The sequence below is a fragment of the Modestobacter sp. I12A-02662 genome (assembly GCF_041028325.1).
Classification (GTDB): domain Bacteria; phylum Actinomycetota; class Actinomycetes; order Mycobacteriales; family Geodermatophilaceae; genus Modestobacter.
Genome location: NZ_JABGDE010000007.1, coordinates 269,954 through 293,144, shown reverse-complemented (window position 1 = coordinate 293,144; position 23,191 = coordinate 269,954). Strand labels below are relative to the sequence as shown.

Genomic DNA, 23,191 nt, shown 5'->3' with positions numbered 1-23,191 from the left:
CGACGACGATGAGCAAGGAGATCTTCGTGGCCTTCGGCGTGGACATCGACGCCGTGGGCGGCTGGCTGGGGTCGTACGGCGGGGAGGACTCCCCGGACGACATCTCCCGGGGCGTCTTCGCGGGCGAGGTCGGTGTCCCGCGCATCCTCGAGCTGTTCCGGCGGAACGGCCTGACGCAGACGTTCTTCTGGCCGGGGCACTCGATCGAGACGTTCCCGGAGCAGTTCGGGGCGTGCGTCGCCGACGGGCACGAGATCGGCGTCCACGGCTACAGCCACGAGAACCCGATCGCGATGAGCCGGGAGCAGGAGCAGGCGGTGCTCGACCGCTGCATCGACCTGATCGAGGAGGAGGCGGGGCGCCGCCCCACCGGCTACGTGGCGCCCTGGTGGGAGTTCAGCGGGGTCACCAACGAGCTGCTGCTCGAGCGCGGCATCAAGTACGACCACTCGCTCATGCACCGGGACTTCGAGCCCTACTACGTCCGGGTGGGCGACACCTGGACGAAGATCGACTACGCGGCGTCGGCGGACAGCTGGATGAAGCCGCTGGTCCGCGGGGACGAGACCGACCTGGTCGAGATCCCGGCCAACTGGTACCTCGACGACCTGCCGCCGATGATGTTCATCAAGTCCAGCCCGAACAGCCACGGCTTCGTGAACCCGCGGGACATCGAGCAGATGTGGCGTGACCAGTTCGACTGGGTCCACCGGGAGATGGACTACGCGGCGTTCACCATGACCATCCACCCGGACGTGTCCGGGCGCCCGCAGGTGCTGCTCATGCTCGAGCGGCTCATCGAGCACATCAACGGTCACGACGGGGTCCGCTGGGCGACGTTCGACCAGATCGCCGACGACTTCCTGCGCCGCTCCCCCCGCCCCGGTGCCCGCCCGTAGACCGGCACGGCGCCCGGGACGGAACGCCGAGGACGGTGACGGTCAGACGTAGGCCGTGACGCCTTCGTACTCCGCCACCGGTGCGGCGCCCACACGTTCGTACTCGAGCATCAACAAGCCCGTGACCGTCACGTCGTGACCGACGAGCCGGAGGCCGACGGGCGTGCTGGGGTGGTCGATGAACCGTCGCCCGGATCCGATCACGGTGGGAGCGATGACGAGCCGGAGCACGTCGACCAGGCCGGCCGACAGCAGCGCGCTGCCGAGCCGTGCACTGCCGTGGACCCGGAGCTCCCGTCCCGGCCGGGCCTTGAGGTCCCCGACGGTCCGCACCGGATCGCCGCGGAGCACCGTCGTCGGGTGCCAGTGGCCCTCCGCGAGGGTGTTCGTCACGACGTACTTCGGCAGCGCGTTCATCCGCTCGGTGAACGGGTCGTCCGGGTCGGTGATCCGCGGCCAGTCGCGGGCGGATGCCTCGTACGTGCGCCGGCCGAGCAGGAGACCGTCCGCGAGGGCCAGCCAGTCGGAGGCACGCCGGACGAAGACCGCGTCGAGGTGGGGCACGAGCCAGCCGCCACGGGTGAACCCGCCGCTCGGGTCCTCGGTCGGCGAGCCGGGACCCTGGCTGACGCCGTCCAGGGTGACGAACTCGGTGAGGGCGATCCTCATCGGGCACCCTGGCGTTCGGCGGCCGCCGCCAGCTGCTCGGTGACCGAGCCCCAGCCGTCGAGGAAGCCCGGTTCCTCGTGCCCGGCGCGGGCCGAGGGATCACCGTGACGGACGATGACCCGGTGGTCCGTGCCGTCCGGGTGATCGCGCAGCATGATCTCGGCGGTCATGGGGACCGGGGCCGGTCTCGCGGGGCGCCAGGGGCTGTCGACAGGGCGAAGCGGGACGGGTCGGTCCACGCGGGCGACACGGCGGCTCGGGGCCGAACGCTGTGCCATGCGGCTGGCTGTTCGCTGGCCCGAAGCGGAGCGCAAGAGCGTTCCGGAGGTCGTTGATCCACGCAGGCGTCCGTGCTGACATGAGCCCGCGCGTACCTGTTTCCCGAGCGACCGGAGGGTCCGCCGTGACGCGTCCGAGCACCACGGAACTGCCGTGACCCGCGTCCTGGTGACCGGGGTCCGCGGCAAGACCGGCGTCCCGCTGGCGGAGCTGCTCGCCGCCCGCCCCGGCGTCGAGGTGCTCGGCGGCAGCAGCAGTCCGGCCACGGTCGACCTCGCCGGCGTGCAGCCGACCGACTTCTCCTGGGGCCGCCCGTCCGGCTGGTCCGCGGCGGCCGACGGCATCGACGCGGTGTACGTCGTCCAACCGGATCGCGCGGACGCGCCGGAGCTGATCGGCGGGTTCCTCGACGCGACGCCGTCCCGGACCCACGTCGTCCTGCTGTCCGAGTTCGACGCCGACCAGGTCGCGCCCGACGGGTGGGCGCTGCGGGCCGAGCGCGCCGTCCGCAGCAGCGGTCGGAGCTGGACGATCCTGCGGCCGAGCTGGTTCATGCAGGTCTTCACCGACCCGCGCTACTACCGCGACCAGCTCCTGGACGGCGAGCTGCCGTTCGCGAGCGGTGGCGCGCGCGTGGCCTGGATCGACGCCCGGGACATCGCCGCGGTGGCCGAGCGCGCCCTGCTCGACGAGGGGCACGCGGGTCAGGTGCACGAGCTCTCCGGGCCGGAGAGCCTCTCGCTGCCGCGGACGGCGGAGCTGCTCTCCCGCGCCGCGGGGCACCCGGTGGTCCACCGGGAGGTGACGATCGACGACACGGTGGCCGGTACCGAGGGCTTCGAGCGGGAGCTGTCCGCGCTCACGTTCCAGCGCGTGCGGGCCGGCGTCTTCGCGGGCGTGACCGACACGGTGGAGCGGGTGACGGGACGGCCGGCCGGGACGCTGGAGGCCTTCCTCGCCGACGCGGGGCCGGCCCTCCGGGGCGCGGTCTGACCCGAGGCCCGCCTGCGGTGCACGCCGGGACCGCGGCAGCTCCCGACCGCGCGGACGCCGGGCCACCGATGAGTTCCGCGCGGTCGCCCGGTCCCTTCCTCGTCCCGTTCCTGCGGAGAGGCAGCCGATGGTGGCCACTTCCCAGCCCGTGCACCCCACGGGGACGGCGCCGCGACCCGGCGGGACGCGATGAGCGTGCTGGTGCAGCGGCACGGCGCGGGCGACGTCCGGCGGGCGGCGGCCGTGCGGCGCCGGCTGCGGCCGCTCTACGCCGCTGTGTTCCTGCAGAACCTGGCGCTGTGGGTCCCGATCGAAAAGCTGTTCATGACCGGCATCGGGTTCGACGCCGCCGGGGTGGGCCTGATGGCCGCGGTGTACGCGGCGGTGGTGCCCCTGTTCGAGGTGCCCTCCGGCCTGCTCGCCGACCGGTGGAGCCGCCGCGGGGTGCTCGTCCTGGCGTCCGTCGCCGCGGCCGTGAGCGTGGCCATCGGCGGCGTGAGCCGGAACGTGCCGACGTACCTGGTCGCCGCCGTCTTCCTGGGGCTGTTCTTCGCGATGCAGTCGGGCACCGTCGACTCGGTCGTGTACGACACGGTCGTGGAGGAGACCGGGGACAGCGCGGCCTTCGAGGCGACCATCGCCCGCGTCCGGCTCATCGAGAGCGGGTCGCTCGTGGCGGGCGCGCTCGCCGGCGGCGCGATCGCCGAGGTCGCCTCGCTGCGCCTGACGTACTTCCTCACCGTGCCCCTGCTGCTCGGGGCGTGCCTGGCGCTGCTCGCGTTCCGGGAACCCCGGCTGCACGAAGGGGACGCGGCCCAGGGATCCGGGGCGCTGCGTGACCAGGTGCGCGCCACCTTCCGGGCGGTCCTGCAGCCGGGCCGACTGCGCCCGGTCATCGCGGCGACCGTCCTGGGTTCCCTGCTGGTGCAGGGGCTGCTCGAGTTCGGCCCGCTCTGGCTCGTCGCGCTCACCGTGCCGGCGATCCTCTACGGTCCGCACTGGGCCGGGCTGACCGCCGGGCTCGGTCTGGGCGCCCTGCTCGGGGCGCGCCCGTGGTGGCACCGACGTCCGGCCGTGGTGCTGCTCGCGGCGTCGATCGTGGCCAGCAGCGCGGTCCTGGCGACGAGCCGTGCCCCGTACCTGGTGATCGCCGCGCAGGTGGTGCTCACGGTGCTGGTGGTCGCGGGCGGCATCCCCGTGCTGCGCCGCCTGCACGACGGGGTCCCGTCGGCCGTCCGCGCGGGGGTCGCCTCCGGTGTCAGCACGCTGACCTGGGTGGCGTTCGTGCCGTTCGCGATCGGGATGGGCCTGCTCAGCGACAGGTCGGGGGTCGGCGCGGCCGGGTGGGTGCTCGTCGGCGTGGCCGGGGCTGCGGGGATCCTGCTCGTCGTCGTGCTCCCCGGCGCGCCACCGCCCCCGGTGGCCGTCGCCGACGGGCCGACGTTCCCCGCGGAACGCTTCCTGCCCGACGACGACCCCGAATGGCCCGGCCACTGGGCGTCCCCGCCGCGCGAGTGGGCCGGCGACCTCGTCGCCGACGACGGGGCGGTCGCCGAGGTGCGCGCCGCCGTGCTCGCCCTGCCGTCCGAGCTGCGGCGGGTGATCGTGCTGCGGGACGTCGAGGGCCGCTCGTCGGAGCAGGTGCGCGCCGAACTGGGCCTCGACGCGGCAACCGAGATCGCGACACTGCACCGGGCGCGCGGGCTCGTCCGCGAACGGCTGGCGCGCTACGTCGACGCGAGCACGTCATGACCGGCCGGCCGCCGGCGAGCGCCGGTCGACGCTGCATCGAGCTCGTCGAGCTGCTGACCGCCTACCTCGACGACGCCCTCGACGCGCAGACGCGGCGGGACGTCGAGGAGCACCTGCGTGGATGCGCGGGTTGCCGCGCGGCTCTCGCGCAGTGGCGGGCCGTGGCCGGCCTGGCCGGCCGGCTCACCGCGGCGGACGTCGCCGACCTCGACCCCTACGTGCGGGAACGCCTGCTCGCCACGCTGACCTCCCCGCGCCGGCGGTAGCCCGATCCGCGTCAGGCGGCGCGCACCGCCAGCGGGAGCCTGGTGACGGCCACCATCGTCCACGGGTTGCGGTGCTCGACCTGCTCGGTGCCGGCCACCTCCACGTCGCGGTAGCGGCCCAGCAGCAGCCGCAGTGCCACCCTGGCCTCCAGCCGGGCGAGCGGCGCGCCGAGGCAGAAGTGGATGCCGTGTCCGAAGGTCAGGTGCGGGTTGGGCGTGCGGTGGACGTCGAACCGGGAGGGTTCGGCGAACACCCGTCCGTCCCGGTTGGCCGCGGTCAGCCAGGGGATCACGACCTGCCCGGCGGCGATGTGCCCGCCGCCCACCTCGGTGTCGGCCGTGGCGATCCGGGCCAGCCGCGGGAACGGGGTGCGCATCCGGAGCACCTCCTCGATCGCCGCCGGGAGCAGCCCCGGGTCGTCCCGCACCTCCGCCACGGCGTCCGGGTGCTCCTGGAAGCTGACCACGCTGTTGCCCAGCGTCGCGGTGGTCGTGATGTGACCCGCGATGAGCAGCAGCCCGATGAAACCGACGATCTCCTCGTCGGCCAGCCGCTCCCCGTCCACCTCGGCCCGGACCAGCTTGCTCGTCAGGTCGTCGCCCGGGTCGGCCCGCCGCGACCTGATGTGGTCCAAGAAGTAGGCGTTCATCTCGTGCATGACCGGCGCGACGGCCGTCAACGCCTGCGCGCTGGCCTCGCCGAGCGCCTGGTCGGGATCGATGTCCTGGCCCAGCAGCACGTCGGCCCACGTGCGGAACAGGCTCCGGTCGGAGGCGGGGATGCCGAGCAGCTCGGCGATGACGATCACCGGCAGCGGATAGGCCAAGGCGTCGATCAGGTCGAACCGCTCATCGACCTGGTCCAGCAGCTCGGTCGTCAACTCGGCGATGCGGGGCTCGAGGTCGGCCACCACCCGCGGCGTGAACGCCTGGCTGACCAGGGTCCGCAGCTTGCGGTGCTGCGGCGGGTCCATGTTGACGAAGTTGCCGCGCTGGAAGAGGTCGAGGTCGTCCTGGCGCGGCCGCAACGCGGAGAGGTCGGAGGAGAACGCGGCCGCGTCGGACAGGACCGCGGTGGCCTCCGGGTGACCCAGCACGTGCCAGCACTGCTGCATGTCGTCGAAGTGGACCTGCCCGTGCCGGCGGCTGTCCTCAAGCCAGGAGAGGAACTCCTCGAAGGTCGGTCGGGTGGTCGTCATCTCAGCTCACTCCCCTCGGGGGGATGCCTGTACCGCCACCGTAGGGACGCCGGCCACTCTCCGGAACCCCACCGGGCGCGGCTGACCGGAGGGCCGTCGAGCCCCGCGCGCGCGGGGCAGGTCCGTGGGGGGCGGCGACCGCGACGTCCAGGCCACGCGTGTCCGTCGACTTCTGCGCAGGCGGAGTACCCGTGCGGACACGGCTCCCGGAGGACGGCGGTCGGGGCGATTCTGCGGCGCCGGTTTGCCGGTGACCGGCCGCCGTAGGAAGCTCCCGATCGGACGACTCGGGAGAGCTGCGGGGGTGCAGCAGCGCACAGGAGGTGCGCACGGACGGGCGTGGACCTCCCCGCCGCGACCACGAGCATGCAGGGCAACAGCGCAACGGAGAGGGACAGCCATGTCGGTCGACGCACCCACCAGCCCGAACGAGATCCTCGAACAGGGAGCCAGCCGCGAGTGGCGCATGTACATCGGCGGCGAGCGGGTCGAAGCCGCCGACGGCCGGTGGACCGACGTGATGGCGCCGTCGCGCAGCGGCACGGTGATCGGCCGCGTGCCGCGCGCCGCCGCGGCCGACGTCGACCGTGCTGTCCAGGCTGCCCGGGCCGCCCTCCCGGGATGGCGCGGCCTGCCGGCCACCGCCCGGCAGAAGGCGCTGCTGGCCATCGCCGAGGACCTGTACGCGCACGCCGAGGAGCTGGCCCTGCTCACGGCCACCGACACCGGCAACGCGCTGCGGACGCAGGCTCGCCCGGAGAGCCAGACGCTGGCCAACCTGTTCCGCTACTTCGCGGGGGTGGCCACGGAGGTCAAGGGCACGGTGCTGCCGGCGGGCGAGGACCAGCTGCAGTACACCATCCGGGAGCCGGTTGGCGTGGTGGGCGCGATCCTGCCGTGGAACTCCCCGCTCATGATCGCCGGGATGAAGATCCCGGCCGCGCTGGCCGCCGGGAACACCATCGTGGTCAAGGCCGCCGAGGACGCTCCGCTGACCATCCTGCGGCTGGCCGAGCTGTGCGCTCCGCACCTGCCCGCGGGGGTGCTCAACGTCCTCACCGGGTTCGGTGAGGACTGCGGCGCAGCACTCGTCGCCCACCCGCAGGTGGACAAGGTCTCCTTCACCGGATCGACCGAGGTGGGCCGGATCGTCGGTGCGGTCGCCGGGGAGCGGCTGGTGCCCCTCTCGCTCGAGCTCGGCGGCAAGAGCCCCAGCATCGTGTGGCCGGACTCCTGCGACGACGCGACGGTGGAGGGCGTCCTCACCGCCATGCGCTTCACCCGCCAGGGCCAGAGCTGCACCGCCGGTTCCCGCCTGTTCCTGCACGAGGACATCTACGAGGACTTCCTGGACCGGGTCGTCGCCCGGCTGAAGCAGCTCGTGGTCGGCGACCCGCTGGACGAGGCGACCGACATGGGTGCGCTGATCAGCCAGGAGCAGTTCGACCGGGTCAGCTCCTACGTCGCCGAGGGCAAGGAACGCGACGACGTGACCGTGGCGCTGGACGGCTCGGGCCAGGTCCCATCCGGGCTGGAGGGCCTCTACCTGGGTCCGACGGTGTTCTCCCGGGCCGACAACAGCTGGCGGCTGGCCCAGGAGGAGATCTTCGGCCCGGTCATGGTCGTCATCCCCTGGCGGGACGAGGACGAGGTGCTGGCGATGGCCAACGACAGCTCCTACGGCCTCGCCGCCTACATCTGGTGCCACGACCTGGACCGGGCGCTCACCGCCGCGGCCCGGATCGAGTCCGGCTGGGTCCAGGTGAACCAGGGCGGCGGACAGGTGGTCGGCCAGTCCTACGGCGGGGTCAAGGAGTCGGGCATCGGCCGCGAGTTCTCCCTCGAGGGGATGCTCGAGGGCTTCACCCACATCAAGCAGATCAACGTCAAGCTCAGCGCCCGCCCGGCCGAGCCGCGGGAGGCCACCAGCGGCAAGACCGACGTGGGCGCTCCCTGACGGTGGTCCGGCACACCGCCGGATGGTGTGCCAAGGTGCATCACCGACGTGTCGACGTGACCTGGGTCGCACACCCGAGGCGAGTCCCCGACGAAGCGGAGGAGTGCAGATGAACGTGGCGTGGATCGGACTGGGCAACATGGGCGGCCCGATGGCGGCCAACCTGGTCGACGCCGGAACACCGGTGCGCGGTTTCGACCTCAGCGAGCGAGCCGCCGCCGCGGCCGCCGAGCGGGGCGTCGAGGTCGTGGGCAGCGTGGCGGAGGCGGTACGGGACGCCGACGTCGTCTTCACGATGCTGCCGAAGGGCGAGCACGTCCGGGAGGTCCTGACCTCCCCGGACGGCGTCCTGGCGAACATCAAGGCGGGCGCCCTGATCGTCGACGAGTCGACGATCGACATCGAGGTGGCCCGCGAGCTGCACGAGACGGTCAGCAAGGCCGGCGCCCGGTTCCTCGACGCACCCGTGTCCGGCGGGGTGTCCGGCGCGGCGGGCGGCACGCTGACGATCATGGTCGGTGGCCGGGCCGAGGACCTGGAGGAGGTCCGGCCCCTGCTGGAGGTGCTGGGCGGCAAGGTGGTGCACGCCGGCGACGCCGGCAACGGCCAGGCCGCGAAGATCGTGAACAACATGATGTGCGGCGTCATCCTGGGCGTGACGTGCGAGGGCGCCGTCCTGTCCGAGCGGCTGGGCCTGGACCCCCAGGTGTTCCACTCGATCGCCTCCACGTCCTCCGGGGACTCCTGGGTGCTGCGGACGTGGTACCCGTCACCGGGCGTCGTCGAGAGCGCCGCGGTCAACCGCGACTTCGAGGGCGGGTTCGCCGTGGCGCTGCTGCACAAGGACCTCGGGCTGGCGGTCAACGCCGGTGAGTCGACCGGCACACCGCTGCCGTTCGTCACCCAGGCACGCGACGCCATGGCCTCGCTCATGGACGCCGGGCTGGCCGACAAGGACTGCAGCGTCCTGGTCACCAAGGTCAACGGCACGCTGAAGACGCCGTCGCAGGACTGACGGCACGCACGGACGCCGAACCCCCCATCACCCACGATTGGACGAACGAGGATGGGCGCAGCCACCAACCCCCGGGCCGACGAGGCCAGCAACAACACACAGCTCCGCAAGGTCGTCACCGCCTCGATGGCCGGCACGGTGGTCGAGTGGTACGAGTTCTTCATCTACGCCACGGCCGCGACGCTGGTCTTCCCGGCGGTCTTCTTCCCCGGCGAGACGGCCAGGACCGGCCTGATCTACGCCTTCTCCACCTACGCCGTCGGCTTCGCCGCCCGCCCGCTCGGCGGCCTGGTGTTCGGCCACTTCGGCGACAAGTTGGGCCGCAAGAAGCTGCTCCAGCTGTCGATCGTGATGGTCGGCGTCGCCACCTTCCTGATGGGCTGCCTGCCCAGCTACGCGCAGATCGGCTTCATGGCGCCGCTGCTGCTGGTCATCCTGCGGTTCATCCAGGGGTTCGCGGTCGGCGGTGAGTGGGGCGGCGCCGTCCTGCTGGTCGCCGAGCACTCCCCCAACAGCAAGCGCGCCTTCTGGTCGTCCTTCCCGCAGTCCGGTGTCCCGCTGGGCAACTTCATCGCCACCGTCGTCCTGCTGAGCCTGTACGCCCTGCTCGACGACGAGGCGTTCCTGTCCTGGGGCTGGCGGGTCGCCTTCTGGCTGTCCGCGGTGATCGTGTTCGTCGGCTGGTACATCCGGCGTTCCGTCGAGGACGCCCCGGTGTTCGTGCAGGCCCGGGAGCGGGCCGACACCGACCCGCCGGAGAAGCTCGCGCTGGTCACCGTGTTCAAGGCCTACCCCCGGCAGGTGCTGACCGCGATGATGCTGCGGGCCGGCGAGAACGTCCTGTACTACATCGTGGTCACGTTCTCGATCACCTACCTGCGGCTGATCGGCGTGGACACCCTCCGGATCCTCGCCTACGTGCTGATCGGGCACTTCGTGCACATGTTCTGGATCCCGCTGGTCGGCGCCTGGGGCGACCGGTTCGGCCGCAAGCCGCTCTACCTGGCCGGCGCCGTGCTCATGGTGGGGTACCCGTGGTTCGCCTTCTCGCTCTGGGACGAGAACATGGGTGGTCGCGTCAACGTCACGCTGACGGTGCTGGCGATCACGGCCGGGCTGATCGTGCACGGGCTGATGTACGCCCTGCAGCCGGCCATGTTCGCCGAGCTGTTCCCGACGTCGATCCGCTACACCGGGGTCTCCATCGGCGCCCAGCTGACCAGCATCGCCACCGGGTCGGTGGCTCCGCTGATCGGTGTCGCGCTGCTGGGTACGGAGCCGGACTTCGACTGGAGCAACGTCGCGATCTACATCTCGATCATGGGACTGGTCAGCGTGATCGGTGCGCTGCTCTACCGGGAGACCAAGGGCGCGTCGCTGACCGACCTGGACACCGTGGAGCACGAGCGGGTGCTCGCCGAGCGGCGCTGAGCACCGCGCACCTGCGCACTCCCCGGGGCACCGGCAGCCGGCTCGTCCGGCCGCCGGTGCCCCGGCTCGTTCCCTCGGCCAGGCCCGCACGCATCGACCGGGGCCGGTGCCACCCCGGACGGACCGGGACGGCACCGGCCGCTGCCGGTCAGGGGACGAGGACGAGCTTTCCGGTGGTCTGCCGGGATTCCAGGGCGGTGAACGCCTGCACGACCTCGGGCAGCGGGTACCGCCCGCCGATGGTGACGGCGAGCCGGCCCTGGGCGATCCATGAGAAGACCTCGTCGGTGCGGCGCCGGAGTTCCTCGGAGGTGGCGGCGTAGTGCGCGATCGAGGGCCGCGTGACATACAGGGAGCCGCCGGTGTTGAGGCGGGGGATCTCCAACGGTGGGGTCGGGCCGCTGGCCGTTCCGTAGACCAGCAGCGTGCCGCGCGGGCGGAGCGCGGCCAAGCTGCCGTCGAACGTGGTCGCGCCCACCCCGTCGTAGACGGCGGCGACCCCGGCCCCGTCGGTCAGCCGGCGGGCGTGCTCGGCGAAGTCGTCGTAGCCGAGCACGTGCTCGGCTCCGGCGGCGCGCGCGGCGGCGGCCTTCTCCTGGCTGGACACCGTGCCGATGACCCGGCCTCCCCGGATCCGCACGATCTGGGTGAGCAACTGGCCCACGCCACCGGCGGCGGCGTGCACCAGGACGGTGTCCCCCGACTGGACCGGGTAGGCGTCGGTGGCCAGGTAGTGGGCGGTGACGCCCTGCATCAGCGCGGCGGCGGCGACCTCGTCCTCGACGCCGTCGGGGACAACCACGGCCCGGGCGGCGTCGACGAGGACGGAGTCGGCGAAGGAGCCCTGCCCTCCGGAGAACCAGCCGACCCGCTGACCCGCGGTCAGGTCGGCCACGTCCGAGCCGACCTCGGCGACGACGCCGACGCCCTCGACGCCGGCCCCGAAGGGCGCCTTCACCGGCGTCGCGCCGGTGCGCTGGTAGACGTCCATGTAGTTGACGCCGGCGACCGACACGTCCACGAGGACCTGCCCCGGCCCGGGGGACGGACGCTCCCGCTCGATGACCTCGAAGGCCTCCGGCCCGCCGAAGGAGCTCACGGTGATGGCATGCATGTCATTTCCTCTTCCACTCGGTGGGGTTGCCCGTCCTGCGGGACGACGAGCTGTCCCCCGGCGACCCAGGACGATCCGGCTACCTGCAGCGCTCGACCGCCGTGAGGTCCTCACCACCGCCGAGCGTCAGGGCCAGGCTCCCTTCTCGGCTCCTCGCCCGCCGCCCGAGAGCCAGGCGCGTCGACCGACACCCTGCTCGCCGGGCGTCCCCGCGGTACCGATCCCCGTGGTGGAGCAGCCGACCGCGACCGCGCCCCCGGCCAGGTGGGGGAATCCACGGTTCTGCCCGAGGATCGTCGAGTGGACCTCTCCCACGGACCGGACTCGGACCGTTCCGAGCTCGGCCGGCCGGACCACGCCCGGAGCGATCCGCACGCCGCGTCACCCGACCAACCGGAGGAGAGCTCATGAGGATCCGTGGAGCAGTGCTGGAGCGGATCGGTGACGACCGCCCGTTCGCGACCAGCACCCCGCTCACCATCAGCGAGCTCGACCTGGACGACCCGGGCCGCAACGAGGTCCTGGTCCGCATGGAGGCTGCGGGCATCTGCCACTCGGACCTGTCCGTGGTCGACGGGAACCGGCCCCGTCCCGTTCCTATGCTGCTCGGTCACGAGGCGGCGGGCATCGTCGAGGCCGCCGGGTCGGACGTCGACGACCTCCCGGTCGGCACCAGGGTCGTCATGACCTTCCTCCCCCGCTGCGGCGTCTGCGCCGGCTGCCTCACCGACGGGATCCGACCCTGCCTGGCGGGGAGCGCGACCAACGAGCAGGGGACGCTGATGGACGGCGCCATCCGCCTGCACCGCGGCGGCGAGGCGGTCCACCACCATCTCGGCGTCTCGGGGTTCGCCACCCACGCGGTCGTCGACCGCCGTTCGGTGGTCCCTGTCGACCAGGACATCCCGCCGGCCGTCGCGTCCCTGCTCGGCTGCGCTGTGCTCACCGGAGGGGGCGCGGTCATCAACGCCGGCCGACCGCAACCCGGCCAGCGCGTCGCCGTCGTGGGCCTCGGCGGCGTCGGGATGGCCGCCCTCATCACCGCCCTCGCGTCGGACGACCTGGAGGTGATCGGCATCGACGGCGTCCAGGACAAGCTAGACCAGGCCGGCGGCTTGGGCGCCGCCGCGACCTACACGCCCGCCGACGCGCTCGCGGCCGGAGTGAGAGCAGACATCGTCATCGAGGCCGCCGGGAACGCTCGCGCCTTCGAGACCGCCGTCCAGATCACCGACGCCGGGGGGCGGACGGTCACCGTCGGGCTCCCGCCTCCGGACGCCCGCTCCTCCATCTCCCCCCTCGCGCTGGTCGCCGGAGGGCGGTCAATCATCGGCAGCTACCTCGGCTCCGCCGTTCCCCGGCGGGACATCCCCGTGTTCGCCGACCTGTGGCGTCAGGGACGTCTTCCGGTCGAGGCGCTGGTGTCCGCCACGATCCCCCTCGAGGACATCAACGTCGCCATGGACCACCTGGCGGACGGCAGCGCGCTGCGGCAGATCATCGACTTCGCGAGGACCTGACGCCCCCTGGCGCCCGGGCCGCATGACCACCGCGGCCTCCCTCGACGCGGGGCCCCGGCCACTGGCCGCGGTCCTGCGTCGTCGTCCGGGCGACGGCTGGCGCCGCTCAGAGGCCGAGCCGGGCGGATGCCGGCGCCGCCCAGCGGCTGCTCGCGTCGTAACCGCGCAGGGTGGTCACCGACGCCCACCGGCCCGTGCGGGCCAGCTCCCGCTCGCTGACACCGGCCTTGTAGCCCTCGGTCGCGAACGACCGCCGCAGGCTGTGCGGGCTCAGCCCGTCGAGCGGGACGCCGGCGTGCTCGGCGGCACGACGCAGGACCAGCCGCACCGACGACCTCGCCATCCGCGTCGAGCCGATCCGTGGCCGCGTGCCTCGACCGACGCTGCGGAACAGCGGCCCGGGGACGCCGGAGAGACCGGCCGCGTCGATCCAGGCCTGCAGCGCACGCACCGGGCAGGTCTGCGCCCGTGTCCCGGGCGCCAGCGCCAGCACCTCGCCGGCACCCTCCTGGTCGGTCTTCGACCAGCGGACGGTGACGTCGAGGCCGCCGTGCCCGGCCGGGGCCAGGTCGGCCGCGTCCAGCCCGCAGGCGTCCGAGGCCCGGAGCCCGAGCGCGAAGGACGTGAGGATGAGCGCCCGGTCGCGCCGGCCCGCCACTCCGTCCGGGAGGTCCTCGACGAGCGCCCGGATCGTCTGGGTGTCGATCGCCCGGGCCTTCTTCGGACGACGGCCGCCCCGGGCCGCCGCGCGACGGATGCCCCGGAGGACCTCCCGGGTGCCCGGGTGCTCGGAGGGACTGGGGTGCCCGGCCTCCCGGTGGGCGTGCCCGATGCCGGACAGCCGCCGCGCGATGGTGCGGGGGCTCGCCCCCGCGTCGCTGAGGGCCGCGAGGTAGGCCGCCACCGCGGCGTCCGCCGCGGGCAGCGGGGTGAAGCCGCGCTGGCCGGCCCAGGCGGACCACGCGCGGAAGTCCGCGTCGTAGGCCTTCCGCGTGGACTCGGCCTTGGCCGCCGTCAGGTAGCGCCCCACCGACTCGACGTCCCCGGGTAGCACCAGCCCGCCGTCGGCTGGTCCAGGGCCGGTCCCGACCACCTCCCCCGAGGGGCTCGGCGACGCCACGACCGCCGGCGCGGAGAACTCCATAACAGTTGATTATGGAGTGCGCCGCACCCAGTTGCAGGGTCACATCCGTTCGTTCGTCCGTCCGAGGCATCGCTTGACGGACGAACGAGCGACACTGGACCGATGACCGCTGACCCGGCGACCTGCGCCTATCCGGACTGCGACCGCCGGGTGGCCCCGCCCCCGCCGACCGGCGGCCGCTCGTCGTACTGCTCCCGCTCCGACCACAACCGCACGTCCGCCTTCGCCGCCCGCCGGGCGGAGGCGGCCGGGCGCGCATCACCGACGCAGGAGGCGACCGCCGCTCCGCCGGCGGGAGCGCGCAGCGCCGAGACGCTGACCGAGGTCGCCGACCGGCTCCGCCAGACCCTCGCCTCGATCGAGGAGCAGGTGGCCCGTGCCCGTCAGGTGCTGACCAGCGCCGCCGACGCGGAACTGCTGGAGGTCGAGCGGGCGGCGATCCGCACCGACGCACGTCGAGAGATCGCCGAGGCCGACCAGCGGGCGTCCCTCGCCGACCGGGTGCGCGCCGTCGCCGAACGGTCGACGCGGGAGGCCCTCGAGGTGGCGACGAAGGCCGAGGCCGAGGCGGCCGGTGCGCGGGGCGAGGCAGCGACAGCCCGGGAACAGGCGGCCACCGCCCGGGAGGCCACCGAGGCCGCGCAGTCCGAGGCGGGGCGAGCGCGCGCCGACGCGGCCGCCGCCGCAGCCGCCGCGGATGCGGCCGAGGCGGCGCGGCAGGACGCCGAGGGACGACGCGACGCGGCCGTGCGCGACGCCGGGTCCGCCCGGAGCGAGGCGGCCCGGGCGCAGGCGGAGCGGGACCGCGCGCTCGCCGACGCCGCGTCGGCACGGGAGCGGGCGGCGTCCGCGGAGGCGGCGCGGGACGAGGCACGGGAGGCCGACCGCGCGGCCCGCGCGCAGACCGACCGCGCGCGGGCCGACGCAGCGCAGGCGGTCAGCCGTGCCGAGCAGGCGGAGGCGGCGACCCGGCTGGAGACCACCGCCGCGGAGAGCCGCGTCCACGCGGCGGAGACCCGCGCTGAGGCCGCGACGGAGCAGGCGAGAGCGCAGGGCGCGCGGGCCGAACGCGCGGAGCGCCGGGCCGAGGAGAGCCGACGGGACCGCCTGCGGGCCGAGGAGGCGCGGGACCGGGCGGTGGCCGACGCAGCGGCGGCCCGGGCCCGACCGGCGACGGCGGCCGGCTCGCCGCGGGCCGGGAGCGAGGCCGGGGAGACGATCCCGGCGCTGCCCCGGGACGAGGGCTCAGCCGGTCCTCAGCCGGCGCGGGTCGCCGACGAGGCGGATCCCTCCTCCCCCACCGGCCGCCCGGCACGACCCTGACGGCGGCCCACCTCAGGCGCGCGGCTCGCGGCCGGCCGGCTGTCTCGGCTCGTCGAGCAACGGGGTCGGCGCACGGAGCGGCGCACGGCCGGGTGCGTCGGCGGTCACCGACAGCGGTGCGCCGTCCACGAGGACGGTCACGGGCCCCTCGCCGCGCAGCAGCGTGACCGTGGTCCCCTCCCGCGTCGTCTCGACGCGGAGCACCCGGCCGCGCCAGGTGACGTGGTAGGCGGTGCGGGTGAGCGAGGACGGCAGCAGCGGGGCGATCTCCAGCTCCTCGTGGTCCTCCCGCAGCCCGCCGAGGCCGGCGACGAACGCCAGCCACGCCCCCGCCACCGCGGCCAGGTGCAGGCCGCCGGAGGTGTCGCCCTGGACGTCGCGCAGGTCCACGAGGGCGCACTCCCGCAGGTGGCGCAGGGCGAGGTCGGGGTGCTGCGCCTGGGCGCAGACGACCGACTGGACGGCCGCCGACAGGGAGGAGTCGCGGACGGTGCGCGCCTCGTAGTAGTCGAGGTCGCGCGCCACCTCCTCGTCGGTGAAGTCGTCGCGGCACCACCACAGGGCCTGGACCAGGTCGGCCTGCTTGAGCACCTGACGCCGGTAGAAGGTCGCGTAGTGCTGGTGCTCCTGGACGGGGTAGGAGTCGCGCTGGTCCTCGAACCGCCACTCCCGGTACGAGGTGAAGTTCGCGTTCGCGGGGTGCACGCGCAGGCCCTCGTCCCACGGGACGTGGACCGCGTCCGCCGCAGCCCGCCACGCGGCGGTCTCGGCGTGGTCCACACCCAGCTCCGACGCACGCGCCTCCGACCGCCGGCACTCCTCGGCGGCCCACCGCAGGTTGCGCCGCGCCATGAGGTTGGTGAACACGTTGTCGTCCACGACCCCCGTGTACTCGTCCGGCCCCGTCATGCCGAACAGGTGCCACCCGCCGGCCGCGTCCTCGTGGCCGATCGACATCCACAGCCGGGCCGTCTCGACGAGCACCGCCAGACCGCCGAGGGACTCGAGGTCCTCCCCCGTGACGTTCTGGTGGAGCCAGAAGGCGCGGGAGATGTCGGCGTTGACGTGCATCGCCGCCGTGCTCGCCGGCCAGTACGCGGAGGTCTCGCGCCCGCTGATCGTGCGCCACGGGAAGGACGCCCCCTCCAGCCCGAGCGTCCGGGCACGCTCCCGGGCCAGGTCCAGGGTGGCCGCGCGCCACCGCAGCAGACGGGCGGCCGCGTCCGGGCGCAGCAGCGTCAGGGCAGGCAGGACGAACCCCTCGACGTCCCAGAAGGTGTGGCCGCTGTACCCGATGCCGGTCAGCCCCTTGGCGCCGACGGGGGCATCCGAGATGCAGGCGGCCGAGCAGAACAGCTGGAACACCGCGTACCGCAGCGCCTGCTGCAGCTCGGGGTCGCCGTCCACCTCGACGTCCGCCGTCGCCCACAGCTCGTCGAGCGCGGCACGCTGACGGGCGAGCAACCCCTCCCAGCCGAGGTCCAGTGCGGAGCTCACGGCCGCCGACGCCTCGCCGACGACGGAGTCGCTCCCGGCGTCGTGCGACCAGCTGTACCCGATGACCTTGACGATCGTGACGCTCTCCCCCGGGCCGAGATCGGCGGCGACCGTGGTGACGACGTGCTGCTCGTCGACGTCGGTCCCCACCCGCCCGCCGTCGACCTCGTGGGCGACCGTGGCCGCGATCGTGATGCCCGACTGGCGCGTCCGTTCCACGAGGGTGCCGCCGTTGGCGGTGCCGATCTGAGCGCGCGGATCGAAGGCGCGGTCCAGGTCCGCGGCGACCCGGGGGTCGTCGTTCTCCACGCCCGCCGGCGTCACCTCACCGGCGGCCAGCTCGGACCGGACCAGCACGTGCGCGGCTGAGGGCGCGTCCAGGACGCGGACCTCGTACCGGACGGCGCAGACGGACCGCTCCACCAGGGAGACCAGCCGCCGGGAGGTCACCTCCACCGTCGCGCCCGACTGCGCCGTCCAGCGCACGCGGCGGTCCAGCGTGCCGGCGCGCAGGTCCAGCGAGCGCTCGTGCGCCTCCGGGCGGACCTCGCGCACGTCGAGCACGATCCCGTCGACCAGGAGGCGCAGCGGCGAGCCGTCGGCCACGGTCAGCATCGCCTGCCCCTCCTCGGGGTGGCCGTAGCCGCCCTCGGGATAGGACAGGGGGTGGATCTCGTAGACCCCGGACAGGTAGGTGCCGCGCATGCCGGAGGGCTCGACCTCGTCGAAGGTCCCCCGGATCCCGACGTAGCCGTTGGCGAGGGTGAAGATCGACTCGGCGACGCCCACCGTGTCGGGGTCCACGTGCGGCTCGCGGACCAGCCAGGGATCGACGTCCAGCTCCGGGGCGGTCATGGGCGGTCCTCGCGTGCTCGGGGGGAAGGGCAGGGGCGCCCACGGCGTCCCACGCCCCGTCCTACCGGTCGATCCGCTCCGGCGCGATCCGGCCGGCGGCTCCTGAGCGGCCGCTACACGCTTCCCCGTGGCAGGACCCACCGGTGGGTGAAGGCCAGCACCTCGGCAGCGATCTCGAAGTCCGCGTCGTAGTGCAGGACCGTCATCCCGTGTTCGGCTGCCAGCACCGCCGTCAGCAGGTCCGCGATGCCCACCGCCCGGTGTCGCCCGGTGCGCGCCAGGACGCGCTGCGCGTCCAGCGCGCGTTGCCAGTGCTCGTCGTCCGTCGGCAGGTACTCGTAGGCGGCCCGGCGGTCGGCTCGCACCTTCTCGTACTCCTCCGCGCCGCGGGCGCTGTAGAGGGCCTCCGCATCGAGGGTGGCGCAGCTGGCCACGAGGCCACCGGTGATGAGTGGCTCCAGCCGGTCGGCGACGACCGGCAGCCGCATCCGGGCTGCGGCGCTGGTGTCGACGAGGAAGCGGGCGATCACCGCCACACGTCAGCTCGCTGGGCGGGTTCCGCCATCTCCTCGAGGCCACCGTCGCGGAGCCAGCTGACCTGCCGGGCCCGGGCGGCCGCGCTCGCGGCCTGCTGCAACGCGGCGCGGACCGTGTCCGAGATGCCGCTCGTGTTCAGCTCGCGCTGAGCGCGAGCCAGCAACTCGTCGTCGAGGTCGATCAACCGCTTCGTCACCGGGCGCCTCCTCCAGCTGAGTATATACGCGGACAGCAAGAAGTATAGCCGATGCGGGCCGAAGGGGTCCGGCGTCCGATCAGCCCGCCGACCCGGGTCGCCACTCCCGCGACGCCGACGCCGCGGGCACCCGGCCCGCAACCGTCGACGCCGTTGCCACGAACCGGGTCAGTCGGTGGTCCGGCCGACCACACGCAGCGCCTCGTCGTAGAGGCCGGCGTCCACCTGGACCTCGTACTCGTCGGCCTGGAGCGAACGGACGCTGGCGAAGTCCCGGCGGCCGCCGCCGACCCAGTGCCCGATGAAGCCGGCGATCGCGCCGAACAGCGCACCGATGACCACGGTGGTCAGCAGCACGCTCCACCAGACCGGCCCGATGGTGAAGATCGCGAAGAGGAGGGCGATGAACAGGCCGAGCCACGCACCGGAACCGGCGCCGTGCAGAGCGGCCCGCCCCTTGGTGAGTCGACCGGTCACGTCCTCCACGCTGCGGATGCCGCTCCCGACGATGCGGCTGTGCTCGACGGGGAACTTGGCGTCCGACAGCTGGTCGACCAGGTGCTGGGCGCCGGCGTAGCTGTCGAACCGGGCCAGCGTCACGAGGCGCGCGGTGATGGTGTTGGTGCTCGAGGCGGTGCTCATCCTGTCGTTCTCCTCTCTCGTCCACACCCATTTGGTTGGACTACTCTAACTAACGGAGGAGGTGGAGAGATGATTCCCGACGAGGGCGAACCGGCGGAGATCACCCCGGCGCACGCCGAACTGGAGGCGGCGCTCACGGCGGTCGTGCGCTGGGCGTCGCGGGCCTCGGTGGTGCGTCAGCTGGCCGGGCCCGCGGCCGCCGGCCTCTCCCCCACCGACCTGTGGCTGCTGGACGGCATCGTGCGCCACGGCCCGGTCCGGGCGAGCGACATCGCGACATGGCAGGGCGTCGACAGGTCGACGATGACCGCCCAGCTGCGCCGGCTGACCGGCCGGGGTCTCGTCGACCGCGACCCCGACCCCCGGGACGCCCGGGCCGTCCTGGTGAGCAGCAGTGCCGCCGGGCGTCGGCTGCACGACGAGGTGCGCCGGCAGGGCGCCCGGGTGCTCGCCGACCTGCTGGCCGACTGGGCACCGGCCGACCGGGAGGCCTTCGCCGGGCTCCTGTCGCGGTTCGCCGCCCGGCTCGGGCCGGGTCCGGCTCCTCGCTGAGACGGCCCGGCCCCCGGTCGGCCTCGCCGGCGCGCCTGCCGGTCCGCCCCGTCGCAGGTCGGGCAACCGGCCGGGGTTCGAGCGGCCGCTGGTCGGGCAAGCACGGTCCGACCAGCCTCTCCACCCGAGGACCGTGGTGCCATGCCGCCCCGCTCGCTGGACCGGATCGACGGCCACCTGCCCATCGAGGACCACGGGCTGATCGGCGACGGCACCACCTGTGCGCTCGTGGCCCGCGACGGCTCGATCCCGTGGCTGTGCCTGCCCGAGTTCGACAGCCGACCGTTCCTCGCCGGACTGCTGGACCCCGTCCGCGGCGGCGCCTTCAGCATCGCGCCGGTCGGCCTGCGCGAGGCCGGGCAGCGCTACCTGGAGGACACCGGGGTGCTGGTGACCGAGCTCCGCGGCACCGACGGAGTGCTCCAGCTGACCGACTGCCTGACGCTCCGCGCGGGAGCCGACCTGGGTGAGTCGGTGCCCTCCGGACGCGGGGAGCTGCTGCGCCTGGCGCACGTGGTCAGCGGCAGCGTCGAGCTGGAGGTGCGGCTCGCCCCCTTCGACCCCGTCCAGGTCACCCAAGAGGGCGGAGCGTGGCGGATGCTGTCGGGCGCCCACCGTGACCTGCACCTGGTGCTGTGGTGCTCGCACCCGCTCACCCCGGCCCGGGACGGCTCGCTCACCGGCCGGGTGCGGCTGCACGCCGGGGAACGGCTGACCGCCGTCCTGGACTGGTCGGGCAACACGCGGATCCTCTACCGCACCGACCCCGACCAGCTGGTGGACCAGACGGTGCAGGCCTGGCACCGCTGGGCGCAGCGGCTCTCCTACGAGGGCCCGCAGCGGGACCTGGTGCGCCGCTCCGCGCTGACCCTCAAGCTGCTGGACCACGCGCCCAGCGGGGCGATCATGGCCGCCGCCACCTCCTCGCTGCCCGAGGTCATCGGCGGTGTGCGCAACTGGGACTACCGCTACACCTGGGTGCGCGACGCCGCCTTCTCCACCTACGCGCTGCGGCGCATCGGCATGACCAGCGAGTCCGACTCGTTCCTGGCCTGGACGCTGACCAACGCCGAACGCGACCGGCGGGTCAGCATCATGTACGCCCTGAACGGCGACCAGCCCGACATCGAGTGGGAGGACCTCTCCCTGGCCGGCTACCGCGGCTCGGGCCCGGTCCGCTGGGGCAACGGCGCCGCCGGTCAGCACCAGCACGACGTCTACGGGGAGCTGCTCGACGTGGCCTACCAGTACGTCCGCTCGGGCGGGGGCGTCGACGAGCACCTGTGGCGGGTGCTGCGGTCGCTCACCGAGCAGGCGCTGGAGCGCTGGGACACCGCCGACAGCGGGATCTGGGAGATCCGGGCCACCGGCCGGCCCTTCACCTACTCGGTCGCCCTGTGCCACGTCGCCGTCGACCGGGCGCTGCGCACCGCCGACCTGTGCGACCTGCCCGCACCGCGGGACCGCTGGCGGGCCGCCGCCGACCACATCCAGGCCACCCTGCTCGATCGGGCCTGGGACCCCGAGCGGGGGACGTTCACCGAGCACCTGGCCTCCGCGGACGGCACGGGGCGCGGCGGCCTGGACGGATCGTTGCTGGCCCTGCCGCTGCGCCGGGTCATCGCCGCCGACGACCCGCGCATGGTGGCGACCGCCGAGGCGGTGCGCCGCGAGCTGGACGCCGGCGACGGCCTGCTCTACCGGTACCTGCACACCGCGTCCCCCGACGGTCTGCCGGGGCAGGAGGGCGCCTTCCTGCTGTGCAGCTTCTGGCTGGTGGACAACCTCACCGGTCAGGGCCGGCTGGACGAGGCGCACGCGCTGTACGAGTCGCTGTGCGGGCGGGCGTCCGACCTGGGGCTGCTGGCCGAGGAGATCGACCCGGGCAGCGGCGCCTTCCTCGGCAACTTCCCGCAGGCGTTCAGCCACGTGGGGGTCGTCTCCAGCGGCTGGGCCCTGGCCCGGGCCGAGCAGGCCCGGCGATGAGGCGCTCCCTGGCCGTGCTCGGCGGTTCCGGCGACCTCACCGGCCGGTTGCTGCTGCCCTCCCTGGCGCACCTGCTGGCCACCGGCGGGCCGGGTGCGACGGCCGAGGTGCTGGCGGTGAGCCAGCAGGAGTGGGACGACGTCGCCTACCGCGACTGGGCGCGGGACCAGCTGGCCACCCACGCCGCGGACGTCGACGAGCAGGTTCGCGAGCGACTGGCCGCCGGCCTGCAGCACGTGCAGGGCGACGTCACCTCGGCGGAGCAGCTGCGGGCCGCGCTGGACCGGGTCACCGGGGTGCCGGTGGTCTACCTGGCGCTGCCGAACACGATCTTCCTCCCGACGCTGGAGGCCCTGGTCGACGTGGGGCTGCCCGAGGGCGCGCAGATCGTGGTCGAGAAGCCCTTCGGCCGGGACGGGGCCGACGCCCGCGCCCTCAACGAGGTGCTCCACCGCCTCGTCCCCGAGCGGGCGGTCTTCCGGATCGACCACTTCCTCGCGATGCAGACCGCGCTGAACATCCTCGGGTTGCGCTTCGCGAACCGGCTCATCGAGCCGGTCTGGAACGCCACCCACGTCGAGCGGGTGGAGATCGTCTTCGACGAGACGCTGGGCCTCGAGGGTCGAGCCGGCTACTACGACACCGCCGGCGCGCTGCGCGACATGCTGCAGAACCACCTGCTGCAGCTGCTCGCGCTGGTGGCCATGGAGCCGCCGCACGCGATCGACGACACCACGCTGCCCGCGCACAAGGCCGACGTGCTGCGCGCCGTCCGCCCGCCCTCGGACATGGCTCGGGACACGGTGCGCGGCCGCTACACCGGCGGCACCGTCGACGGACGGCGGCTGCCGAGCTACGTGGAGGAGGAGGGGGTCGACCCGTCCCGGGGCACCGAGACCTATGCGGAGTTCACCGTCACCATCGACAACTGGCGCTGGGCCGGCGTGCCGTTCCGGCTGCGCACCGGCAAGGCGCTGGGCACCGACCGCCGGGAGATCGCCGTCCACTTCAGGCCGGTCCCGCACCTGCCGTTCGGTGACCGGCAGCCGGAACCCGGCGTGCTGCGGATGCACCTCGAGCCCGACAGCATCGCCCTGGAGCTCAACCTCAACGGTGCCGGCGACCCGTTCGACCTCGAACGGCACGTCCTCGAGACGCAGCTGCCGCCCCCGGAGCTGCCCGCGTACGGGATCCTGCTCCGTGAGCTGCTGGCCGGGGACACCACGCTCTCCATCAGCGACGACGAGGCCGAGGAGAGCTGGCGGATCGTCGAGCCGATCCTGAGCGCCTGGGTCGCCGACGAGGTGCCGCTGCAGGACTACCCCGCCGGCTCCGCGGGCCCGGCCGCCGCCGGGTGAGGTGCCA

The 23,191-nt window shown here is 73.7% G+C and carries 21 protein-coding genes; 12 read left to right on the top strand and 9 right to left on the bottom strand.

Features of this window, described 5'->3' with window-relative positions:
- Nucleotides 1–8 precede the first annotated feature (8 nt).
- The gene (locus HL189_RS12715) at nt 9–899 is read left to right on the top strand and encodes a polysaccharide deacetylase (RefSeq protein WP_369134069.1); all 891 of its coding nucleotides are present in this window, start codon (nt 9–11) and stop codon (nt 897–899) included.
- A gap of 42 nt (nt 900–941) precedes the next feature.
- Here the strand turns inward: HL189_RS12715 and HL189_RS12710 are convergent, their stop codons facing one another.
- Together HL189_RS12710 and HL189_RS12705 are read right to left on the bottom strand one after the other, a co-directional pair.
- On the bottom strand, nt 942–1,568 hold the full coding sequence (locus HL189_RS12710; RefSeq protein ID WP_369134068.1) for a dihydrofolate reductase family protein: 627 nt from the start codon (nt 1,566–1,568) through the stop codon (nt 942–944).
- Nucleotides 1,565–1,738, bottom strand: coding sequence for a hypothetical protein (locus tag HL189_RS12705; protein ID WP_369134067.1), 174 nt, complete (start codon nt 1,736–1,738; stop codon nt 1,565–1,567). The genes HL189_RS12710 and HL189_RS12705 overlap by 4 nt, the downstream gene beginning before the upstream one ends.
- A 262-nt stretch (nt 1,739–2,000) precedes the next feature.
- Here HL189_RS12705 and HL189_RS12700 point away from each other — a divergent pair, with 262 nt between their 5' ends.
- From HL189_RS12700 to HL189_RS12690, 3 genes are all read left to right on the top strand, one after another.
- A complete protein-coding gene (locus HL189_RS12700; RefSeq protein WP_369134066.1) occupies nt 2,001–2,840 on the top strand; it encodes an NAD(P)H-binding protein in 840 nt (279 codons plus the stop codon).
- A 189-nt stretch (nt 2,841–3,029) separates the two neighbouring features.
- Nucleotides 3,030–4,592 (top strand): MFS transporter, encoded by a 1,563-nt coding sequence (locus tag HL189_RS12695; protein ID WP_369134065.1) that lies wholly within the window; start codon nt 3,030–3,032, stop codon nt 4,590–4,592.
- Complete coding sequence (locus HL189_RS12690; protein WP_369134064.1) at nt 4,589–4,858, top strand: anti-sigma factor; 270 nt, start codon at nt 4,589–4,591, stop codon at nt 4,856–4,858. Before HL189_RS12695 ends, HL189_RS12690 begins: the two co-directional genes overlap by 4 nt.
- Nucleotides 4,859–4,869: 11 nt before the next feature.
- Here HL189_RS12690 and HL189_RS12685 read toward each other — a convergent pair whose 3' ends face one another.
- Entirely contained in the window at nt 4,870–6,057 is a 1,188-nt protein-coding gene (locus HL189_RS12685; RefSeq protein WP_369134063.1) for a cytochrome P450, read from the bottom strand.
- Between the two features lie 400 nt (nt 6,058–6,457).
- On the opposite strand from HL189_RS12685, the gene HL189_RS12680 reads away from it, so the two are divergent.
- From HL189_RS12680 to HL189_RS12670, 3 genes are all read left to right on the top strand, one after another.
- Nucleotides 6,458–8,014 carry an aldehyde dehydrogenase family protein gene (locus HL189_RS12680; protein WP_369134062.1) on the top strand — a complete coding sequence of 519 codons (1,557 nt, stop codon included), beginning with the start codon at nt 6,458–6,460 and terminating at the stop codon, nt 8,012–8,014.
- 109 nt (nt 8,015–8,123) lie between these two features.
- Nucleotides 8,124–9,029, top strand: a complete 906-nt coding sequence (mmsB, locus tag HL189_RS12675) for a 3-hydroxyisobutyrate dehydrogenase (RefSeq protein WP_369134061.1) — start codon at nt 8,124–8,126, stop codon at nt 9,027–9,029.
- Between the two features lie 51 nt (nt 9,030–9,080).
- Nucleotides 9,081–10,460: an MFS transporter gene (locus HL189_RS12670; protein WP_369134060.1), complete on the top strand. Its 1,380-nt coding sequence runs from the start codon at nt 9,081–9,083 to the stop codon at nt 10,458–10,460.
- 148 nt (nt 10,461–10,608) lie between these two features.
- Here HL189_RS12670 and HL189_RS12665 read toward each other — a convergent pair whose 3' ends face one another.
- A complete protein-coding gene (locus tag HL189_RS12665) occupies nt 10,609–11,574 on the bottom strand; it encodes a quinone oxidoreductase (protein WP_369134059.1) in 966 nt (321 codons plus the stop codon).
- A gap of 407 nt (nt 11,575–11,981) precedes the next feature.
- Here HL189_RS12665 and HL189_RS12660 point away from each other — a divergent pair, with 407 nt between their 5' ends.
- On the top strand, nt 11,982–13,094 hold the full coding sequence (locus HL189_RS12660) for an alcohol dehydrogenase catalytic domain-containing protein (RefSeq protein WP_369134058.1): 1,113 nt from the start codon (nt 11,982–11,984) through the stop codon (nt 13,092–13,094).
- 106 nt (nt 13,095–13,200) lie between these two features.
- Here the strand turns inward: HL189_RS12660 and HL189_RS12655 are convergent, their stop codons facing one another.
- Entirely contained in the window at nt 13,201–14,238 is a 1,038-nt protein-coding gene (locus HL189_RS12655) for a site-specific integrase (protein ID WP_369134057.1), read from the bottom strand.
- Nucleotides 14,239–14,340: 102 nt separating this feature from the next.
- On the opposite strand from HL189_RS12655, the gene HL189_RS12650 reads away from it, so the two are divergent.
- Entirely contained in the window at nt 14,341–15,561 is a 1,221-nt protein-coding gene (locus tag HL189_RS12650; protein ID WP_369134056.1) for a hypothetical protein, read from the top strand.
- Nucleotides 15,562–15,573: 12 nt separating this feature from the next.
- Here the strand turns inward: HL189_RS12650 and HL189_RS12645 are convergent, their stop codons facing one another.
- From HL189_RS12645 to HL189_RS12630, 4 genes are all read right to left on the bottom strand, one after another.
- Nucleotides 15,574–17,913 carry a glycoside hydrolase family 65 protein gene (locus tag HL189_RS12645; RefSeq protein WP_369134055.1) on the bottom strand — a complete coding sequence of 780 codons (2,340 nt, stop codon included), beginning with the start codon at nt 17,911–17,913 and terminating at the stop codon, nt 15,574–15,576.
- A gap of 113 nt (nt 17,914–18,026) precedes the next feature.
- Complete coding sequence (locus HL189_RS12640) at nt 18,027–18,443, bottom strand: PIN domain-containing protein (protein ID WP_369134054.1); 417 nt, start codon at nt 18,441–18,443, stop codon at nt 18,027–18,029.
- Nucleotides 18,440–18,646, bottom strand: a complete 207-nt coding sequence (locus tag HL189_RS12635) for a DUF2191 domain-containing protein (protein WP_369134053.1) — start codon at nt 18,644–18,646, stop codon at nt 18,440–18,442. Before HL189_RS12635 ends, HL189_RS12640 begins: the two co-directional genes overlap by 4 nt.
- Before the next feature lie 168 nt (nt 18,647–18,814).
- Nucleotides 18,815–19,288 carry a general stress protein gene (locus HL189_RS12630; RefSeq protein ID WP_369134052.1) on the bottom strand — a complete coding sequence of 158 codons (474 nt, stop codon included), beginning with the start codon at nt 19,286–19,288 and terminating at the stop codon, nt 18,815–18,817.
- Nucleotides 19,289–19,357: 69 nt separating this feature from the next.
- Here HL189_RS12630 and HL189_RS12625 point away from each other — a divergent pair, with 69 nt between their 5' ends.
- The 3 genes from HL189_RS12625 to HL189_RS12615 all read left to right on the top strand — a co-directional run bounded on the left by HL189_RS12625 (nt 19,358) and on the right by HL189_RS12615 (nt 23,184).
- A complete protein-coding gene (locus tag HL189_RS12625; protein WP_369134051.1) occupies nt 19,358–19,840 on the top strand; it encodes a MarR family winged helix-turn-helix transcriptional regulator in 483 nt (160 codons plus the stop codon).
- 141 nt (nt 19,841–19,981) lie between these two features.
- Nucleotides 19,982–21,826, top strand: coding sequence for a glycoside hydrolase family 15 protein (locus HL189_RS12620; RefSeq protein ID WP_369134050.1), 1,845 nt, complete (start codon nt 19,982–19,984; stop codon nt 21,824–21,826).
- A complete protein-coding gene (locus tag HL189_RS12615) occupies nt 21,823–23,184 on the top strand; it encodes a glucose-6-phosphate dehydrogenase (RefSeq protein ID WP_369134049.1) in 1,362 nt (453 codons plus the stop codon). Before HL189_RS12620 ends, HL189_RS12615 begins: the two co-directional genes overlap by 4 nt.
- Nucleotides 23,185–23,191: the final 7 nt, after the last annotated feature.

Coding starts and splice junctions, on each gene's coding strand:
- HL189_RS12715 (WP_369134069.1), top strand. CDS start 9: ATGAGCAAGGAGATCTTCGTGGCCTTCGGCGTGGACATCGACGCCGTG.
- HL189_RS12710 (WP_369134068.1), bottom strand. CDS start 1,568: ATGAGGATCGCCCTCACCGAGTTCGTCACCCTGGACGGCGTCAGCCAG.
- HL189_RS12705 (WP_369134067.1), bottom strand. CDS start 1,738: ATGACCGCCGAGATCATGCTGCGCGATCACCCGGACGGCACGGACCAC.
- HL189_RS12695 (WP_369134065.1), top strand. CDS start 3,030: ATGAGCGTGCTGGTGCAGCGGCACGGCGCGGGCGACGTCCGGCGGGCG.
- HL189_RS12690 (WP_369134064.1), top strand. CDS start 4,589: ATGACCGGCCGGCCGCCGGCGAGCGCCGGTCGACGCTGCATCGAGCTC.
- HL189_RS12685 (WP_369134063.1), bottom strand. CDS start 6,057: ATGACGACCACCCGACCGACCTTCGAGGAGTTCCTCTCCTGGCTTGAG.
- HL189_RS12680 (WP_369134062.1), top strand. CDS start 6,458: ATGTCGGTCGACGCACCCACCAGCCCGAACGAGATCCTCGAACAGGGA.
- mmsB (WP_369134061.1), top strand. CDS start 8,124: ATGAACGTGGCGTGGATCGGACTGGGCAACATGGGCGGCCCGATGGCG.
- HL189_RS12670 (WP_369134060.1), top strand. CDS start 9,081: ATGGGCGCAGCCACCAACCCCCGGGCCGACGAGGCCAGCAACAACACA.
- HL189_RS12665 (WP_369134059.1), bottom strand. CDS start 11,574: ATGCATGCCATCACCGTGAGCTCCTTCGGCGGGCCGGAGGCCTTCGAG.
- HL189_RS12660 (WP_369134058.1), top strand. CDS start 11,982: ATGAGGATCCGTGGAGCAGTGCTGGAGCGGATCGGTGACGACCGCCCG.
- HL189_RS12655 (WP_369134057.1), bottom strand. CDS start 14,238: ATGGAGTTCTCCGCGCCGGCGGTCGTGGCGTCGCCGAGCCCCTCGGGG.
- HL189_RS12650 (WP_369134056.1), top strand. CDS start 14,341: ATGACCGCTGACCCGGCGACCTGCGCCTATCCGGACTGCGACCGCCGG.
- HL189_RS12645 (WP_369134055.1), bottom strand. CDS start 17,913: ATGACCGCCCCGGAGCTGGACGTCGATCCCTGGCTGGTCCGCGAGCCG.
- HL189_RS12630 (WP_369134052.1), bottom strand. CDS start 19,288: ATGAGCACCGCCTCGAGCACCAACACCATCACCGCGCGCCTCGTGACG.
- HL189_RS12625 (WP_369134051.1), top strand. CDS start 19,358: ATGATTCCCGACGAGGGCGAACCGGCGGAGATCACCCCGGCGCACGCC.
- HL189_RS12620 (WP_369134050.1), top strand. CDS start 19,982: ATGCCGCCCCGCTCGCTGGACCGGATCGACGGCCACCTGCCCATCGAG.
- HL189_RS12615 (WP_369134049.1), top strand. CDS start 21,823: ATGAGGCGCTCCCTGGCCGTGCTCGGCGGTTCCGGCGACCTCACCGGC.